At 38.0% G+C, this 17,113-nt stretch carries 15 protein-coding genes; 10 read left to right on the top strand and 5 right to left on the bottom strand.

Annotation, left to right across the window (positions count from 1 at the left end; translation table 11 throughout):
* Position 1: 1 nt before the first annotated feature.
* The 3 genes from AC106K_RS01935 to AC106K_RS01925 all read right to left on the bottom strand — a co-directional run bounded on the left by AC106K_RS01935 (position 2) and on the right by AC106K_RS01925 (position 2,417).
* Entirely contained in the window at positions 2 to 1,159 is a 1,158-nt protein-coding gene (locus tag AC106K_RS01935) for an HlyD family secretion protein (RefSeq protein ID WP_482443170.1), read from the bottom strand.
* Positions 1,160 to 1,164: 5 nt separating this feature from the next.
* Entirely contained in the window at positions 1,165 to 1,521 is a 357-nt protein-coding gene (locus AC106K_RS01930) for a DUF3302 domain-containing protein (protein WP_482443169.1), read from the bottom strand.
* A gap of 227 nt (positions 1,522 to 1,748) precedes the next feature.
* Positions 1,749 to 2,417 (bottom strand): Crp/Fnr family transcriptional regulator, encoded by a 669-nt coding sequence (locus tag AC106K_RS01925; RefSeq protein ID WP_482443168.1) that lies wholly within the window; start codon positions 2,415 to 2,417, stop codon positions 1,749 to 1,751.
* Positions 2,418 to 2,462: 45 nt separating this feature from the next.
* Between AC106K_RS01925 and AC106K_RS01920 the strand changes: the two genes are divergently transcribed.
* The 7 genes from AC106K_RS01920 (at position 2,463) to AC106K_RS01890 (ending at position 9,519) form a co-directional block, all read left to right on the top strand.
* On the top strand, positions 2,463 to 3,464 hold the full coding sequence (locus AC106K_RS01920; protein WP_482443167.1) for an isoaspartyl peptidase/L-asparaginase family protein: 1,002 nt from the start codon (positions 2,463 to 2,465) through the stop codon (positions 3,462 to 3,464).
* 324 nt (positions 3,465 to 3,788) lie between these two features.
* Positions 3,789 to 4,355: a hypothetical protein gene (locus AC106K_RS01915; protein ID WP_482443166.1), complete on the top strand. Its 567-nt coding sequence runs from the start codon at positions 3,789 to 3,791 to the stop codon at positions 4,353 to 4,355.
* A gap of 22 nt (positions 4,356 to 4,377) precedes the next feature.
* Positions 4,378 to 5,040, top strand: a complete 663-nt coding sequence (locus tag AC106K_RS01910; RefSeq protein ID WP_482443165.1) for a copper homeostasis protein CutC — start codon at positions 4,378 to 4,380, stop codon at positions 5,038 to 5,040.
* Positions 5,041 to 5,319: 279 nt separating this feature from the next.
* A complete protein-coding gene (locus AC106K_RS01905; RefSeq protein ID WP_482443164.1) occupies positions 5,320 to 5,706 on the top strand; it encodes a GxxExxY protein in 387 nt (128 codons plus the stop codon).
* Positions 5,699 to 8,170 (top strand): beta-mannosidase, encoded by a 2,472-nt coding sequence (locus tag AC106K_RS01900; RefSeq protein WP_482443163.1) that lies wholly within the window; start codon positions 5,699 to 5,701, stop codon positions 8,168 to 8,170. Before AC106K_RS01905 ends, AC106K_RS01900 begins: the two co-directional genes overlap by 8 nt.
* Before the next feature lie 77 nt (positions 8,171 to 8,247).
* Positions 8,248 to 8,493 carry a type II toxin-antitoxin system ParD family antitoxin gene (locus AC106K_RS01895; protein ID WP_482443162.1) on the top strand — a complete coding sequence of 82 codons (246 nt, stop codon included), beginning with the start codon at positions 8,248 to 8,250 and terminating at the stop codon, positions 8,491 to 8,493.
* 117 nt (positions 8,494 to 8,610) lie between these two features.
* Entirely contained in the window at positions 8,611 to 9,519 is a 909-nt protein-coding gene (locus tag AC106K_RS01890; RefSeq protein WP_482443161.1) for an AEC family transporter, read from the top strand.
* Here the strand turns inward: AC106K_RS01890 and AC106K_RS01885 are convergent.
* Positions 9,511 to 9,981 (bottom strand): hypothetical protein, encoded by a 471-nt coding sequence (locus tag AC106K_RS01885; RefSeq protein ID WP_482443160.1) that lies wholly within the window; start codon positions 9,979 to 9,981, stop codon positions 9,511 to 9,513. The genes AC106K_RS01890 and AC106K_RS01885 overlap by 9 nt on opposite strands.
* Positions 9,982 to 10,087: 106 nt before the next feature.
* On the opposite strand from AC106K_RS01885, the gene priA reads away from it, so the two are divergent.
* The 3 genes from priA to AC106K_RS01870 all read left to right on the top strand — a co-directional run bounded on the left by priA (position 10,088) and on the right by AC106K_RS01870 (position 16,185).
* Positions 10,088 to 12,535: a replication restart helicase PriA gene (priA, locus tag AC106K_RS01880; RefSeq protein WP_482443159.1), complete on the top strand. Its 2,448-nt coding sequence runs from the start codon at positions 10,088 to 10,090 to the stop codon at positions 12,533 to 12,535.
* A 162-nt stretch (positions 12,536 to 12,697) separates the two neighbouring features.
* Positions 12,698 to 14,167: a D-alanyl-D-alanine carboxypeptidase/D-alanyl-D-alanine endopeptidase gene (dacB, locus tag AC106K_RS01875; protein ID WP_482443158.1), complete on the top strand. Its 1,470-nt coding sequence runs from the start codon at positions 12,698 to 12,700 to the stop codon at positions 14,165 to 14,167.
* 83 nt (positions 14,168 to 14,250) lie between these two features.
* Positions 14,251 to 16,185 carry a M1 family metallopeptidase gene (locus tag AC106K_RS01870; protein ID WP_482443157.1) on the top strand — a complete coding sequence of 645 codons (1,935 nt, stop codon included), beginning with the start codon at positions 14,251 to 14,253 and terminating at the stop codon, positions 16,183 to 16,185.
* Between the two features lie 49 nt (positions 16,186 to 16,234).
* On the opposite strand, the gene AC106K_RS01865 is transcribed toward AC106K_RS01870, so the two are convergent.
* Positions 16,235 to 17,113 (bottom strand): cupin-like domain-containing protein, encoded by an 879-nt coding sequence (locus tag AC106K_RS01865; RefSeq protein WP_482443156.1) that lies wholly within the window; start codon positions 17,111 to 17,113, stop codon positions 16,235 to 16,237.

The raw sequence follows: 17,113 nt of genomic DNA, 5'->3' as shown, positions 1-17,113 counted from the left end.
ATTAATGAAGTTTTGGGATCAGATAATTGATTTTACTATTGATACGAACCATCACCTTTCGAATAAGATGCAGTGGCTTGATATGATCAGAATAAATGACCGCCGTTCCTCTGGCACCTACCGTAAGCTGTTTTTGATCATCTTCCAGTACAAATTTGGCAATAAGTTTTCCGTCCGTTTCCGGTAATTGTCTCGCAGTATCCGGAAGTCCGGCTACAGAGCCGTTCCCACCAAGCATACCTCCGGCATTATTCATGATTCCCTGGCTGGTTGCATCGATTACATATTCAAGTCTGGCTTTCACTACTTTTCCCGGTTCAGTTTTAAGGGCCAGCTCTACTTCATTTCCGTTTTTTACGGCTTCCAGTTCATTCTGAGCAAAAAATCCGATGACAGACTGCTGCTTCTGAATCAACACAAAGGCAGATTTAAAAGGAGCCATGATTGCCCCTTCATTCAGCTGAACGTTAGGAATAATTCCATCTGTAGGAGCCAGAACCACTGTTTGCGAAAGATTCCACTTTGCCTGATCCAGTTTTGCCTGAATTTCAGAAACCGATGAATTCTCTCCTCCATACGACGCATTGGATTTTGTTTCCAAAGACTGTTGTTGAGATTGGGCTGCGCTGATTCTGGATTGGAGATCACGAACGTTGGTGATGGCTTGCTCCAGATCAAATTTATTCGCCGCACCTGCTTCTACGAGTTCCTGATACTGAGTCACTCTTTTATTAGCAAGATCCAGCTGCGACTGTAAACCTGCAATGTTTTTTCGGGAAGCTGAAATGTCTGTATTATAAGAGCTTACTGTAGCTTTCATATTGCTAAGCTTAGCTTCCAGAGATTTGATTTCCTGTACATAAGGTTCTCTGTCTAAAACGAATAATGTATCTCCTTTTTTTACCTCCTGATTGGTTTTTACATAGACCTTTTTTACCTTTCCCAGGACCTGTGTGGTAATATCTACACTTCTGTTTCCTACTTTCACATCAGAAGTAATGGGGCAGTAATAATTTAAACTTAATATCAAAGCTATAGATCCGAAAATAGGAAGTGAATACACCACAACCTGCGTGGTAAAGGTCCAGGGGATCAGTTTTAATTTTTTGATAAGCAGCCAGCATATTCCGGCATATATTGCAACGAGTAATTCCAGCATGTTTTTTAATTTTCGGGGGTTGTAAATTCTTTTTCCATAAGGTCTGTGTCTTTTTTCGGATCGTCCTGATTTCCGTAATTATAGTTGGCCCAGATCAGGGCAATCGGCCATAAAAGGCCTCCAAAAACAAGGGAAAGGAGGCACATACTTTTTATGGCGTTTAGCTGAGGATGGTTCTTTTTCTCAGCTACTTTTTCCGGATAGATGTGTACTTTCCAGAAAAGATAAATGCCTGCAACGGGTAAAACAAGTAAAATGAACCATGATGCAGCATTGGCTATATGATCTTCCAAATGGCCTGTTGATGCCTGAACAAAATTGCATGATAACAACAGGCAGAGAAGTATTGAAATTCTTTGCATAAATAATTGTATAAGGTAAAATGATATTGAAAGGTAAAACAAGGAAGTAACCCGATGATCAATGACCACAGAGACGGTTACTTTAAATCTTAAGAGAAGATTAAAGCTTATTCAATAACAGTTGTGTTTTTAGGTGATATTTTCTCATTTTGCTTTTAATTGATTGTGTGACAGTATTTTGATAAAGCAAAATTAGATCGAATAAACTGAGAAAAAGTATTCCTAAGTTATTTTTTTCTGTCGTTCCTTTTTTTATGGATACGGGCTGTCATTCTTGAAAGTGAGTTGGGAGTAATGCCCAGAAAGTTCGCAATATATTTTCTATTGGCGTTTTGAGAAGTAAACGGTCTGGTCTCCAGAAACTCTTCATAGCGGGAGTGTGGGGAAGTAGAGCAAAACTGTTCGATGCGTGTTTTCGCGATATTGATAATCAGCTTCAAAGACTTAAGATACACATTATAAATGCCTCTGTGCTGAAAGGCAATATCCTCAAATTCATTTTTGTTGAACAAAAAAAGCTGACTTTCTATGACCGCTTCTATCGTATATTTTCTTTCCGTTTCACCTGAATAGGATTCCGGAGTTTCCATAATGGCGGCTTCTTTTTCTGAAGGTAGAAACAGGTTGCTCTCGATGCCGTTTTCATCATCAAAGAAAAATCTGAGTAACCCATGAGACATAATGAATAAATGGTTGAAAGACAGCCCAGGTTCTGCCAGCTTCTCTTTTTTACGAAGAAGCTTCGGGGTGCTGATGCTGACCAGGATATTGATTTCTTCATCAGACAGCTCCTGAAAGAAAGGGATATTCCTGAATATTTTAAAAGAATCCATTACAGCAGTAAAGATAAATAAAAATAATAGACGGATATTCCTTGATTCGCCTGAGGATTTCATAGAAGTTTTTTTTAGATTTGTCAGGTATTAATAATTTGAGATACCATGAACAATAACCGAAGAAGTTTTATAAAAAAACTGGGAATTGCAACAGCAGCACTTGCCGTAAATCCGCTGGATCTGATGGCTGCCGAATTACCTGAAAATACATCTGCCAAAGTGATCAACAAACCGATTGTTCTTTCTACTTGGAATTTTGGTCTTAAAGCCAATGAAGAAGCGTGGACGATTCTCGGAAAAGGAGGCAAAGCTTTGGATGCCGTAGAAAAAGGAGTTCGTCTCGTAGAATTAGATCCTAAGGAAAGAAGTGTAGGATATGGCGGCCGTCCCGATAGAGATGGAAGAGTAACGCTGGATGCCTGTATCATGGATGAAAATTATAATATCGGTTCCGTTGCCTGTCTGGAACATGTGAAAAACCCGATTTCCGTGGCCAGAGCGGTCATGGAGAAAACACCTCACGTTATGCTGGTAGGAGACGGAGCATTACAGTTTGCCCTTTCACAAGGTTTTAAAAAAGAAAACCTTCTCACTCCGGAATCCGAAAAAGAATGGAAAGAATGGCTGAAAACCAGTCAGTACAAACCCATTGCCAATATTGAAAATCACGATACCATAGGAATGATCGCTTTGGATGCCCAGGGAAACCTTTCTGGTGCCTGCACTACAAGCGGAATGGCTTTTAAAATGCATGGAAGAGTAGGAGATTCCCCAATCATTGGAGCAGGATTATTTGTAGATAATGAAGTAGGAGCAGCTACAGCAACCGGTCATGGTGAAGAAGTGATCCGTACCGTGGGGACCCATTTGGTGGTTGAGCTTATGAGACAGGGCAGAAATCCACAGGAAGCCTGTAAAGAAGCAGTAGACAGAATTGTAAAGATTAATCAGAGAAGAAATAAAAATTTAAAAGATATTCAGGTAGGATTCATTGCCATCAACAAAAAAGGAGAATATGGTTCTTACTGCATCCAGGACGGATTCAACTTTGCGGTGTATGATCAGAAAGGAAATCGCCTTGAAAAACCGGAATTTGCGTTGAAATAATGTAATATATAAAGGCGAAAAAGATCATTATTATGATGCTGTTTTTTTTGCCACGAATGCACGAATAATTTTATTCTAAGTGTTTTATTATTAGAATTTGAATTATTATTAAAACGCATAAATGCTTAGTTTTAAAAGTTATGCGTCATCCATTTTATTCGTGCATTCGTGGCAATTACAAGCAAGCAGTATTCAATTTTATCGCAGATAAAATCTTTGCGCCTTAAAGCATACAGTTTGTTAGAAAATTTTGCGCCTTTGCGTTTTCCAAACCATAACCCCAAAAACAAGAGTCTTTATCCAAAATATAGATCAAAACAAAATATGAAAAGAACGATTATCGCTTCCTTATTTTTAATCATCGCATGTAAGGAAGAAAAGAAGGAGAATACAACAACGACCCAACCTGGAACCGAACAGGTAAAAGAAAAAGTAGTTTTAGACACAGACTCCGAATCCAAAGATGCTGAAGAAGCTCAAAAATGGTTGAAGAAGAGCATTGTAGATTATTTTAAAGCAGACCTTGTTAAACAGGACAAAGACATGCAGAAAATGACTACGAAAGACTATTACGATTATAAAACCGATGCTACGAATGTAGATCTTGATGTAGATGGAAGTCTTACTGAGCAGGAGTTCAAAGATAAATGGAAAAGTAAATTTGATACAAGTAAAGCTGGTGTGGGTATCGGATTTCTTATTCCTGCACAGGACTGGAACAATATTGAAGTGGGAAGCTGTGAATTAAAATCCTCTTCCAAAGATGAATATACCTTCAATATCGTGTTGAGAGATGATGGCTTTAAAGCTAAATATCCTTCAGTCGTAAAAGTCATAAAAGAAAATGGATCCTTTCTGATTGCAGATGTATTGCAGGAAGAGCCAAAATAAAATTAAGCATACAAAAGAAAAAATGTCAAAAATAGAAATAGCATGCTTTAATCCTGAATCAGCGGTTATCGCCTTTGAAAATGGAGCAGACAGAATAGAATTATGTGACGGATTAAGTGAAGGAGGAACTACTCCCGATTTTGAAACCACAAAACAGCTTCGTGAGAAAATCAATATCCCGATTTTTGTAATGATCCGTCCGAGAGGAGGTGATTTTACTTATTCCGAAGCCGAATTTGAGCAGATGAAAAATGATCTGATTCAGTTGAAATCTTTAAATGTAGATGGTTTCGTATTTGGAATTCTGGATGCTAATGATGAGGTGAATCTGGCACAGAATAAAGCTTTGATAGAATTGGCAGCGCCATTTCAATGTACTTTCCATCGTGCTTTTGACCGCGCAAAAAATCTTGAGGATTCTTTAGAAAAAGTTATAGAATGTGGTTTTAAAACGATCCTTACATCCGGCCAAAAAACCAATGTATCAGAAGGAAAAGAAAATCTGAAAAAGCTGGTTGAACTTTCCGATGACAGAATAGAAATCTTAGTAGGGGGTGGACTTCGCTCATCGAACATCGAAGAATTGAGAGCATTTACAAAAGCAGACTACTTTCACTCCTCAGCAATTACGAATGGAGGAGCATTTGCCAATCCAGCTGAGATTGTAGCTTTGAAAAACAGCTAATACTATCATGACCCATACACTTTGTCATTCCGGACGGAGTGACAAACTAAAGTTATAAATATGGATAGTTTACTTTGTAATTTTTTAAACGCAAAGTTTTATTAAGAATTACGTTATATTTAGGAAGCAAAGAATAGCGACTTTGTCGCTGAAGAAGCTGGTGGTAAAACGCTCGCTTCATCAGATCGGTAGAAAACCGATCCCATCTTAGCACCCTTAAAAATGTAACATAAATAAGATAAAACTTTGCGTTTAAAAAATATATAAACACACACAAAAATGAATGAAAATGAATTATCCTATAAAATAATAGGTGCTGCAATAGAAGTACACAAAAACCTGGGAGTAGGCCTGCTGGAAAGCGCATACGAAACAGCTTTGGTTTATGAATTAAAGCTGCAGGGATTAAATATAAAACAACAAGTATCTCTATCTTTAAAATATAAAGAAATAACGATAGAAAATGCATATAAAGTTGACCTGATTGTAGAAGATAAAGTAATTGTAGAAATAAAATCTGTATTGGAATTACATCCTATTTCTCATTCACAAATACTGACCTATCTGAAACAAAGTAATATAAAGCTAGGACTGCTTATCAATTTTAACAATGAACTTATTAAGTACGGAATTCATAGAATCGTAAATAAACTTACTGATGAATAAATCTATCCTTTTTGCTTCTCTTTTTATACAGAATATCCTTTTTGCACAGTTTTCTGAAAGAAATTTGTCTTCTGAAAACTGGCAGTTCAAAAATTCAAAAGATCAAAACTGGCTTCCTGCAAAAGTACCGGGAACAGTGCATCTGGACCTGATGAACAATAAAGTCATTCCGGATCCTTATAAAGATGAAAATGAAAAGAAAGTACAATGGATAGAATCTGAAGACTGGGAATATCAAACCCATTTTAATATTACTCAGAAAGAGTTGGAAAATCAGCATGCAGATCTTGTATTCAATGGATTAGATACTTTTTCAGAGATCTATCTTAATGGGAAATTGCTGAAAAAAACAGACAATATGTTCAGGAAGTGGGAAATTCCGGTGAAAGAACTGTTGAAAAAAGGAGACAATGAATTGAAGATTAAATTCATATCTGCGGTTGAAAAAGGGAAAAAACTGGCTAAACAGGTTCCGTTCACTATGCCGGAATCTCCAAGAAGCTTTATAAGAAAGGCACAATATCAGTTTGGTTGGGATTGGGGACCAAGATTGGTGACAGCAGGAATCTGGAAAGAAGTCAAAGTTGAGTTTTGGAATGCAGCTAAAGTTGAAAATATAAAAATTGAACAGAAAGACTTATCCGATAAAAAGGCCAACTTACATATTCATGCTCTAATTCTGGCTGAAAAAGAGGGCAAGTATACTTTTACGATCAATAATAAGGCGAGTACAATTCAGCTGAAAAAAGGAGAAAACCGTCTGAATCTTCCTTTTGCCATTGAAAATCCGAAACGTTGGCAGCCTAATGGTTGGGGGGAGCCTCATTTGTATGATATGAAAATTTCGCTTCAGAAAGATCATCAACTGCTTTCTGATGAAACGGTGAAAATAGGATTGCGAACAGTAGAACTTGTTCAGGAAAAGGATGGTAAGGGAAAATCATTTTACTTTAAAGTCAACGGGAATCCGTTGTATATTAAAGGAACCAATTGGATCCCGGCAGATAGTTTTTCACCAAGAGTAACCAAAGAAAAATACCAAAAACTGATCAGAGATACTAAGGATGCCAATATGAATATGATCCGTATCTGGGGCGGTGGAATCTATGAAGATGACGAATTCTACAAAGCCTGTGACGAAAACGGAATTTTGGTCTGGCAGGACTTTATGTTTGCAGGAAGTTTCTATCCGGCAGATGATGCATTTTTAACCAATGTAAAAGAAGAAGTAAAGGATCAGGTCAACAGACTTCAGAATCATCCGTCAATTGCTTTGTGGTGCGGAAATAATGAAATAGATGAAGCCATTGTCAACTGGGGGTATCAGAAACAGTTCAAATATTCCAAAAACGATTCATTACAGGTCTGGAAAGATTATAAAAAACTGTTTCATGAGGCCATTCCCAATGCTTTGCAAGAAAACCTTACAGCGGACAAAAATATCTATTGGCCAAGTTCTCCGTCAATTGGATGGGGGCATAAAGAGAGCCTTACAGAAGGAGATTCGCATTATTGGGGAGTTTGGTGGGGCGAACAGCCCTTTGAGATTTACAATGAAAAAGTAGGACGTTTCATGTCTGAATATGGCTTCCAGGGAATGCCTACGCTTGAAACGACAAAATCGATGTTCTCAGAAACTCCCGATCTGAGTTTACAAAATCCAACCATCAAAGCTCATGAAAAACATGCAAGAGGTTGGGAGATCATCAATGAATATATGAAAAGGGATTACAATATCCCAACAGATTTTGTGCAATACAATTATGTTTCTCAATTGCTGCAGGCCCGTGGAATGCAAATTGCAATTGAAGCTCACCGCCGTGCAAGACCTTATAATATGGGAACTTTATACTGGCAGCTCAATGATTGCTGGCCGGTAGTTTCATGGTCGTCTATCGATTATCTTGGAAATTGGAAGGCCTTCCATTATCAGGCCAAAAGAAGCTTTGAACCTGTGTTGGTTTCTGTGGCAGAAACAGATAAAGCGTATGATCTTTACCTAATGAATGATGATCTTAAAGACTTCAACTTTAGCCTGAAATCAGAACTTATAGACTTTGAGGGGAAAAAACTCTGGGAGAATAATAAATCAGGTACTCTGAAAGCCAATACCAGTGAAGAAATAGTACGCATTAATCAATCAGAACTTGCTCCATTCGATTTGTCAAAGGCTGTTTTAAAGATTACGTCTAATGATTCAAAAATTGAAAAATTGTTCTTTTTTAGCAGGCCGAAAGATATAAAACTTACAAAACCTAATATTACAATTAAAAAAATATCTCCCACTGAGATTGAAGTCTCTACCGATGTTCTTGCAAAAGATGTCTATCTGATCGGAGATACCCATTTCAGTGACAATTTCTTTGATCTTCTGCCGAAAACTTCGAAAAAGATTACCCTCTCAAAGCCCCTGAATAATGTTGAGGTAATGAGTCTTTGGGATACAGGAAAAGTTAAAAATTAAAATCTGAATCTGATTAGATAGAATTTAAAATAAACCTTTCATAAAATTTGATGTATTGAATTTAAAATCAGATAAATATGGGACGTAATACTTCAGTTTCTTTAGGAGGCTATTTTGAAGATTTTGTAGACCATAAGGTCTCAGAAGGAAGGTATAAAAATGCTAGTGAAGTGATCCGTGCAGGATTAAGATTGTTGGAGGAAGAGGAAAATAAGATTCAGCTTCTCAAAAATGCAATTCATGAAGGTATTGAAAGTGGAACAGCAAATGGTTTTGATCCTGAAAAGCATTTGAAATTATTAAAATATAAAATGAAAAAATAAGTAGCGAGGTACTCTTTTACTATTGAAACCTAATAGAAATCCTACCCAAAAAAATATAAATTTTACCCTTCCAACTGAAAAATCAGCCGTAAATTTGCAGTATATTTCTTTATAATTATGGTAAATTTTGTTCTGATTGCAGTGTGCATTGTGGCGGGGATGATATTCAAAGCAACAAAATCTATCCACCCGGATGCCCACAAAGGCATCAATACCTGGATTCTTTATCTTGCTCTTCCGGCAGTTTCATTCAAATATCTGCCCAAAGTAAAATGGACAACAGAAATGCTGTTTCCGATTATTGCTACATTTTTGATTTCTGTTTTCTGTTTCTTCTTTATGATGTTCTACAGCAAGAGCAGAGGCTATTCAAGGCGTTCGAGAAGTACTTTGGAGCTGGCAAGCGGATACAGTAATACTTCCTTTATCGGTTTTCCACTGATCAGTGCTTTCTATGGAGAAGGCCTTTTAAGTATTGCCATCATCTGTGATCAGACGATGTTTTTTGCCTTGTCTACACTAGGGATTATTGCCGCTGTGAAAGGAGGTAGTAAATCAGGAAAGGTAAGCGCCATATTTATTCTGAAAAGACTGATTACATTTCCGCCATTAATAGGTTGTATTTCGGCTTTGGTGTTGTCACAATTTATCGATTTTACAGCTGCGGAACCATTCTTTGATAAACTGGCGGCCACCGTAAGTCCTCTGGCTTTATTTTCAGTAGGATTGCAGCTGAAGTTTAACGGTTGGAAAAAACTGATTCCGCAAATGTCAATGTCGATGCTTTATAAGCTCATTCTGGCACCGGCAATTGTTTTAGGCTTAGCTTTATTGTTTAAAATAAAAGGAGATGTGGCAAAAATTACCGTATTTGAAGCAGCAATGCCAACACTGGTAACCTCAAGCATCATTGCAGAACAGTTCAGACTGAATACAAAGCTGACGAACCTGATCATCGGATTTAGTATTCTTGTGGGCTTTTTTACCTCTGCATTTTGGTATGAGATCACCGAACTTTTATTGTAGTTCAAAGTCGTAAAGAAAAATAGAATCAATAGTATCTTTCCACTGTTCAAAAGAAAGGCTGTTACTTCCAACAGGCATAATGGAAGTTGCTGAATATAAAGGCGAGCCCTTTAACCTGATTTTAGCTTTGAAAGTCATTCTTTTACCTGTCTTTTGTATGGTTTTGAGTATAAAAAATGGACTATTCATCATCTGTGCTTCACAGAACACCATTTCAATACTATTGTCAATAATCTGATCTTTTTCAAAATTTTTCAGAATGTTCATCATATCGGGTTTCTCACTGATGTTTTGTTCTTCAGTAATTTCAAAGCTGATGATTTTATGACCATCTATTTGAGGTTTAAGAATCAGTTTTTTTCCAATAGGAATGGTCACCTCAGTCTTTTTTATAAGTGTTTTTTCCTGGGCCTGGATTATTAATAGTAAAAACAAAAAGAATAGCGATAATAATTTTTTCATAGTTATAAAGTTTAAATTGAAAATACAGACTTTTAAAAAACGGCAAAAATATAAATTATTGCAATTCTCTGAAGAAAAATCTAATTTTACACTTTAAATATTTCCCTTGCAATACGCTCAAATTGTTTTACCGTTAAATTTAAAAGGATCCTTTACCTATAAGGTTCCGGAAGAACTGATGCCTGAAATTCAACCTGGAATGCGGGTACTTGTTCCGTTTGGCGGAAAGAAGATCTATACAGGAATTGTATTTGAGCTGCATAATAATGCTCCGGAAAATTTCGTAGCCAAAGAAGTCATCAGTATGCTGGATGATAAGCCGATACTTCCCGAAGAACAGCTCCGTTTCTGGAAATGGCTGTCGGATTATTATTTGTGTGGGCTAGGGGAAATTTACCGATTTGCTTTTCCTTCCTCTTTAAAGCTGGAAAGTGAAACCTATCTGAAGTTGAAACCGGGAGCAGTCGTGGATTTTGAAAATCTGGATGTCAATGAAATGTACCTGATTCAGGCATTGGAGGTACGACAGCTGATCAACCTTACGGATATTGAAGCCTTTATTCCCAAAAAAGACATTATCAAAACCATCAATTCACTGATCGATCTGCAGTATATTGAGATTGATGAGAAAATTGCTGAAAAATACAAGGCCAGAGAAGTGGCTTATGTAAAAATTAATGATGCGGTTTTGGGAAATCAGAATCTTACGGAAGTTCTTTTAAAACTGAATAGAGCACAAAAGCAGAAAGATCTGTTCCTGTTGATTCTTGAAAAACAGACGGAACATCCTGATACTCCTATTAAAAAAGCAGAGCTGTTTGAAGATGGCTACTTTGGAAGCTCTCACTTCAAAGCTTTGGCAGACAAGGGCCTGGTGGAAGAATACCATATGCAGAAAGACAGAATTGAAAGCTATGAAGGAGAGATCGAAGAGCTTGAAGAACTGTCTGAACAGCAGAAAACGGCTAAATCTGAGATCGATGAAGCTTTTGAAGAAGGAAAGAATGTTTTGCTTCACGGGGTAACGTCATCAGGGAAAACGCATATTTATCTGGAAAAGATTGATGAATGCATCAAAGAAGGTAAGAATGTCTTATTCTTACTTCCTGAAATCTCTCTGACCAAGCAGATTACCCAGCGATTAGAAAAGAAATATGGCCGGCAGCTTGGTTTCTATCACCAAAAACTTACAGACTTTGAAAAAGTGGAAGTCTGGAGAAGAATCAGGCAGAATGACATCGGTATTCTGATCGGGACCCGTAATGCTTTATTTTTACCTTATCAGAACTTAGGGCTCATTGTGGTAGATGAAGAGCATGATTCTGCATACAGACCAAGAGAGGTTTCTCCATATTTTAATGCAAAAGATGCCGCTTTGGTTTTGGGTGGTCTTTATAAAGCAGGCGTGATTCTGGGATCGGCAACACCTTCCGTTGAAAGCTATTACAGAGCAAGAAAAGATAAAATGAAATACATTTTCCTGAACGAAAGATTCGGGAATGTCAACCTGCCGGAATATGAACTGATCAACTTTAAGGAAGCTCAGGAGTCTAAAAATGTTTCCGGAAACTTCTCTTCAAGGCTTATTGAAGAAATGAAGAAGACCGTAGATGAACATCATCAGGCTATTGTGCTTCACAACCGCCGTGGTTATGCCAATGTTGTGGAATGTGAAAGCTGTGGGTACGTCAATTACTGCTCCAATTGTGATGTGGTAATGACCTATCATAAAGCGGCCAATGAAATGAAATGCCATTATTGCGGACAACGGGCTTCAAAACCGAGAACCTGCCCGAAATGCCATTCTGAAAATCTGAATGAAAGAGGAGTAGGCGTAGAGCAGATTCATGAGGAAGTTTCTAAACTCTTCCCTGAAAGTGAGGTGGACAGAATGGATGTAGATTCTATGCGTAAGAAATTTGCCTACGAAAAACTCTATGAAAAAATTGAAGAAGGCGAAACGGATATTGTGGTGGGAACACAGATGATTTCAAAAGGGCTGGATTTTGACCATATCGAACTTGTGGCTATTCCCAAAGCAGATTCACTGTTGTATGTGCAGGATTTCAGAGCAGAAGAAAGAGCCTACCAGCTGATCACACAGGTTTCCGGAAGAGCAGGAAGAGTTTCCGGAAAAGGAAAGATTCTGATTCAGACGTATAATCCTGATCATTCCGTTTTTCAGCTGATCAAGATGAACAATCCGGCCAAGATCTATAAATATATCCTTACAGAACGTCAGAAATTCCACTATCCGCCTTTTACCAAGCTGATCATGATCGAGCTTAAGCACAGGAAAGAAGATAAGGTAGACCGTGCGTCTCAGTTTTTAGGATCTATCTTAAGAAAATACCTGCCGGAAGACTGTGTTCTGGGTCCTGAAAGAGCTCAGATTGCAAGGCTTAATAATTTATATCAGTTCCAGATTATGCTCAAACTTCCCCGCGGAAAGAACTATGAGAAGTTTAAGAATATGGTTTTGATAAGTTTGAAAGAATTTGATGAAATCACTGCATATCAAAGCATTAAAAAAGATGTTTTTGTGGATTTTTAACAATTTTTAACAAACTTTAGGCTCTTTTATAAGACGGCTATGACCCGTTATATGACAATAATTTCTACTTTTGGACGTTGATTAAGTGTTTGGCTTCCTAATTGAATGATTTAACCTATCATTTTTTATAGAGTCAAAAGCTATAGAACAAAAAGAAGATAGATGGTAAATTTCAGAAAATATATTTCAAGTGCAGCGGTATTGGCTTCTGGTTTTTTCCTGGCTCAATCTACCGTTTCTACCGTTCTTTATTCTCAGAATTATGACAATCAGAAAAACAGTTTGAATCTGCCTTCACCCGTTAGCTCGGTGGTGGAAAAAACGGTTTTGTCAGCAAAAGAACTCGTAGACATTAATGTAAACACAATGATGTCGGACCCCGTGCTGAAAAATGCACACTGGGGATTCGTTGTGTATGACCCGAAAACGAAGAAGGTAATCTCTTCGTACAATGAAAATACCCCTTTGGTACCGGCTTCGACTACCAAATTACTCACCACAGAAACTGCTTTGAATCTCCTTGGAGAAAACTACCGTTGGATGACCCAGCTGGAGTACTCCGGAACGGTGGATGAAAACGGAACACTGAACGGGAACCTTTACATCGTAGGAAGTGGAGACCCTTCTCTGGGAACCAATAAAGCAGGAGCATGGTCGTACAGGGATATTATTTCAGATTTCATAGGTGGACTTTCACGAGAGGGAATCAGAAAGGTAAATGGTGATATTATCATTCAGACAGCGCTTTTCAAAGGCAATATATCAATGCTTCCGGAAAATGTTGTGTGGCTGGAAAACAATAATTACTATCTGCCTGCAGGAACAACCCGCGGAATCAACCCGGCCAATGAAAAACTGATCGTAAAGAAAGGAGGTTTTTCTACAGAAAAGAAGTTTTTCTATGTTTCACCGTATGCTCACCAGATGGTGTATGCTGAAAAGTATGATGGCGACGGTATCCTGACAACAAAACTTCCGGATGCACCCGCTTATCTGGCCAATTCTTTCAGAACGACACTGGTAAAAAGCGGAATTTCAGTTACCGGAAAAGTGACTCCGAAAATGACGGATGCTGCGCCAGAAAGCAGAAAAATGCTTTCAGCGTATAAATCCCCAACTTTAGGCGATATTATTTATTATACCAACCAGCACAGTGATAACTCATTAGCAGAAGCTCTTTTGAAAACAGTAGGATTCCAGAAAATGGGTGATCAGACTTCAGAGTCAGGGAGAATGGTCGTAACCAATCACTTACAGGAGGCAGGTTTTGATATGAACGGCCTTAATTATATCGACGGAAGCGGACTTTCAAGAAGCAATAATGTAACGCCGATTTCGCAGGTGAAGTTTTTGACTTCTTTAATGGATGAAAAATATTACAGATCCTATCTGACATCATTACCGATTGGCGGACAGTCCGGAACATTGAAGAGAATGTTTATAGGTGGTGGTAACGGACAGGTTTTTGCTAAAACAGGAACTCTGAACAAAGTAAAAACTCTGGCAGGATATATTAAAACCAATTCCGGGAAGACTCTGGTCTTTTCTCTAATGGTTAATAACTACTCAGGGTCGGTAGATATGGTGAAGAAAAGAATGGAAAAAATTCTTGAACCTGCACTGGAACTTTAAAAATAGTTTATTTTATATATTATAAAAACCTTTTAATTAATGATTAAAAGGTTTTTTTTATATTTGATTAAATATTTCGAAGTATGAAAAAATTCTATTTTCTGCTGTTGATTTCTTTGGTATCCCAACAATTTTACGGGCAAAAACAGAATGAAAACACAGATAAAAAGGGGCTGATCGAAAAAGAACAGAAGTCCTTTACTCATAAAATGGCTATTGGCAATAATATCAATCCCAATACCCAGAACTATGATCTGCAATATCAAAGAATGGATGTGAGTATGGATCCGGCAGTCAGCAGTATCTCCGGCTCGGTAACGTCTCATTTTAAATCTACACAGAGTATGGGAAGCATTTATTTTGATCTTTCCAATGCGCTTACGGTTTCTCAGGTGAAATACCACGGAAACAATATTACTGCCTTTCAGCAGCTTTCTACCAAAGAATTAAAAATAGATTTTCCGGCGCCTCTTTCTGCCAATACTTTAGATTCACTTACAATTTATTATTCCGGAACGCCACCTACTGCTAATAATGCTTTTGCTACAGGTTTGCAGGGCGGAGTTCCTGTTCTTTCTACATTGAGTGAGCCTTATGGAGCTCAGGATTGGTTTCCTACCAAGCAGAGTATGAACGATAAAATCGACCGTTTTGATTTTAAAATCACTACTCCTGATGCCTATAGTGTGGCTGCCAACGGAAAGCTAATGTCTGAGACCTTACTTCCGAACAATAAAAAGCTTACCTTCTGGAGAACAATGTATCCTACCGCTGCTTATCTTATTGGGCTGTCTATCACCAATTTTGTCAAGTTAACGGACACTATCGGAAACCCTCCGTTTCCATTTATTAATTATATCTACCCGTCTACCAATGCGAACACTTCGAATATGAACGATATTGCATGGACCAAGCAGATCATGAACACTTTTGAAACCTATTTCGGGACCTATCCTTTCCGTAACGAAAAATACGGTCATATGGAATATTTGTTTGGCGGAGGAATGGAACATCAGACCATGTCTTCTATGGGAGGGTGGAACAAAACGATTATTGCCCACGAGCTGGCTCACCAGTGGTTTGGAGATAAAGTAACCTGCGGAGCCTGGAATGATATATGGCTGAATGAGGGTTTTGCAACCTTTGGAGAACATGTGGCTTATGAAAAGCTCATTATGCCCCCTACCGATTTTTTAAATTACCTGCAAGGTCAGATCAGTTATATTACCGGAAGTGCAGGGGGAAGTGTATATGTTCCTGATTCAGGGCTTTCAAGTGTGAACAGAATATTTGACAGCAGGCTGACTTATGCAAAAGGAGGCTACGTTCTGAGAATGTTGAAATGGATCCTTGGGGATGCTGCTTTTTATCAGGCTCTTAAAGATTACCATACAAGACCGGCTTTGGCGTATAACTATGCAAGGACTTCGGATTTTAATGCTTCACTGCTTCAGTCTACAGGAAAAGATTTTACTGAATTTTTTAATGATTGGGTATCCGGAGAAGGGTATCCTACCTATAATATAAAGTGGCAGCAGTCAGGGAATCAGACTTTATTCAAAGTTACACAAACACAAAGCAGCCCTACCGTGAGTTTCTTTGAAATGCCTCTGCCTATAAAAGTAAACGGAACGGGTGGTGAAACAGCATATCTCGTACTGAATAATACTTCCAATAATCAATACTTCCAGGAATCTGTAACGTTCCCGATAGCGAGTGTTCAGTTTAATTATGAATACCAGATCCTGGAAAAAAATTCTACGGTTGCAAAAGACAATACTTTAGGCGTGTCATCTGTAGAAAAAGACAGTTTTGGACTTTATCCTAATCCTGCCAAAAATGAACTGTATCTGAAAGGAATTGGCAGAGCAACAGATTTCTCCATTCATGCTATAGATGGAAAACTAGTGAGAAAGGGAACCTACCAGCCCGGAAAAGCAATAGGTATTTCAGAACTGGTTCCCGGAGCTTATATTTTTACAGTGGATGAGAAGAATATTAAATTTATTAAACATTAAAAATATTGGCCATCAATATTATAAATTAGTATAAGAATAAAAGGAGCTTTCAGATTTGAAAGCTTCTTTGTTTTTTGCTTGCTTTTGCTCCTCTTTCGGTGGCGGTCTTTACTTTGTATCTGAACCATCTGTCTTTGAACAGACGACGCATAATATTATCAAAATGTCTTGTAATCATCAGGTTTTTAAAACCACGCCATTTTTCGAGAGGGCTTGAAGGCAATGCTCTGACGGATACGGAATATCCCTCTGTATCATATTGAATATAATGCCACCATCCGGATGGGATGTAAAGGGTTTCGCCGGGATGGAGGATGGCTTCATAGCCATTCAGATAGAGCAGAGCCGGGTATTTTCGGTAATCAGGATTTTTGATTTGGGCCAGACTGTGAAAATTATAAGGCAGTTTGTACATAAAATCAGACTGTTCCCAGGGGAATAGCCAGACTCTTTTGATGCCCTGAAATTGTGTGATGAAAACATGAGACATGTCAATATCAATATGATTCCTGGTGACGGAACCTTCTCCTCCGAAAAACATAAAAGGCAGCCACTTTACTAACTTTCCGCCAGTCACGTCATTGTATATAATATCATTTTTCAGTTCCGGTTTTATCTTTAAAAGATTGAATAGGAAAAGCCTGTGGTCGGTTGGAGCAGAGGAGATCAGGTCCAGGTATTCTGAGAACGTGGTCTGGCCAATCGGGTCACTGGCTACTTTATCCAGAGAATCCAATTCATTCCCATAAATATTGACAATCTGATCTCCCGCCATTTCTTTGAAATAATCATAATTCCATTTTTTCAATGCGGGACTTTCCGGGCTTACAAAGTCTTTAAGAATAACGGGAAGCCCGGGTTTCATATGGTTATTGATAAAGGTTTCCGAATCTGTGATCTTCATTTTTCTTACCGGCTTTAGTCTCAT

It is taken from the genome of Chryseobacterium sp. FR048 (assembly GCF_056844665.1).
Note: the sequence above shows the minus strand (reverse complement) of the source record. Positions and strands in the feature narration are given on the sequence as shown.

Bases quoted from the DNA above. Each gene is read 5' to 3' on its own strand.
- AC106K_RS01935 (WP_482443170.1), bottom strand. From the start codon at position 1,159: ATGCTGGAATTACTCGTTGCAATATATGCCGGAATATGCTGGCTGCTT.
- AC106K_RS01930 (WP_482443169.1), bottom strand. From the start codon at position 1,521: ATGCAAAGAATTTCAATACTTCTCTGCCTGTTGTTATCATGCAATTTT.
- AC106K_RS01925 (WP_482443168.1), bottom strand. From the start codon at position 2,417: ATGAAATCCTCAGGCGAATCAAGGAATATCCGTCTATTATTTTTATTT.
- AC106K_RS01920 (WP_482443167.1), top strand. From the start codon at position 2,463: ATGAACAATAACCGAAGAAGTTTTATAAAAAAACTGGGAATTGCAACA.
- AC106K_RS01915 (WP_482443166.1), top strand. From the start codon at position 3,789: ATGAAAAGAACGATTATCGCTTCCTTATTTTTAATCATCGCATGTAAG.
- AC106K_RS01910 (WP_482443165.1), top strand. From the start codon at position 4,378: ATGTCAAAAATAGAAATAGCATGCTTTAATCCTGAATCAGCGGTTATC.
- AC106K_RS01905 (WP_482443164.1), top strand. From the start codon at position 5,320: ATGAATGAAAATGAATTATCCTATAAAATAATAGGTGCTGCAATAGAA.
- AC106K_RS01900 (WP_482443163.1), top strand. From the start codon at position 5,699: ATGAATAAATCTATCCTTTTTGCTTCTCTTTTTATACAGAATATCCTT.
- AC106K_RS01895 (WP_482443162.1), top strand. From the start codon at position 8,248: ATGGGACGTAATACTTCAGTTTCTTTAGGAGGCTATTTTGAAGATTTT.
- AC106K_RS01890 (WP_482443161.1), top strand. From the start codon at position 8,611: ATGGTAAATTTTGTTCTGATTGCAGTGTGCATTGTGGCGGGGATGATA.
- AC106K_RS01885 (WP_482443160.1), bottom strand. From the start codon at position 9,981: ATGAAAAAATTATTATCGCTATTCTTTTTGTTTTTACTATTAATAATC.
- dacB (WP_482443158.1), top strand. From the start codon at position 12,698: ATGGTAAATTTCAGAAAATATATTTCAAGTGCAGCGGTATTGGCTTCT.
- AC106K_RS01870 (WP_482443157.1), top strand. From the start codon at position 14,251: ATGAAAAAATTCTATTTTCTGCTGTTGATTTCTTTGGTATCCCAACAA.
- AC106K_RS01865 (WP_482443156.1), bottom strand. From the start codon at position 17,113: ATGAGACTAAAGCCGGTAAGAAAAATGAAGATCACAGATTCGGAAACC.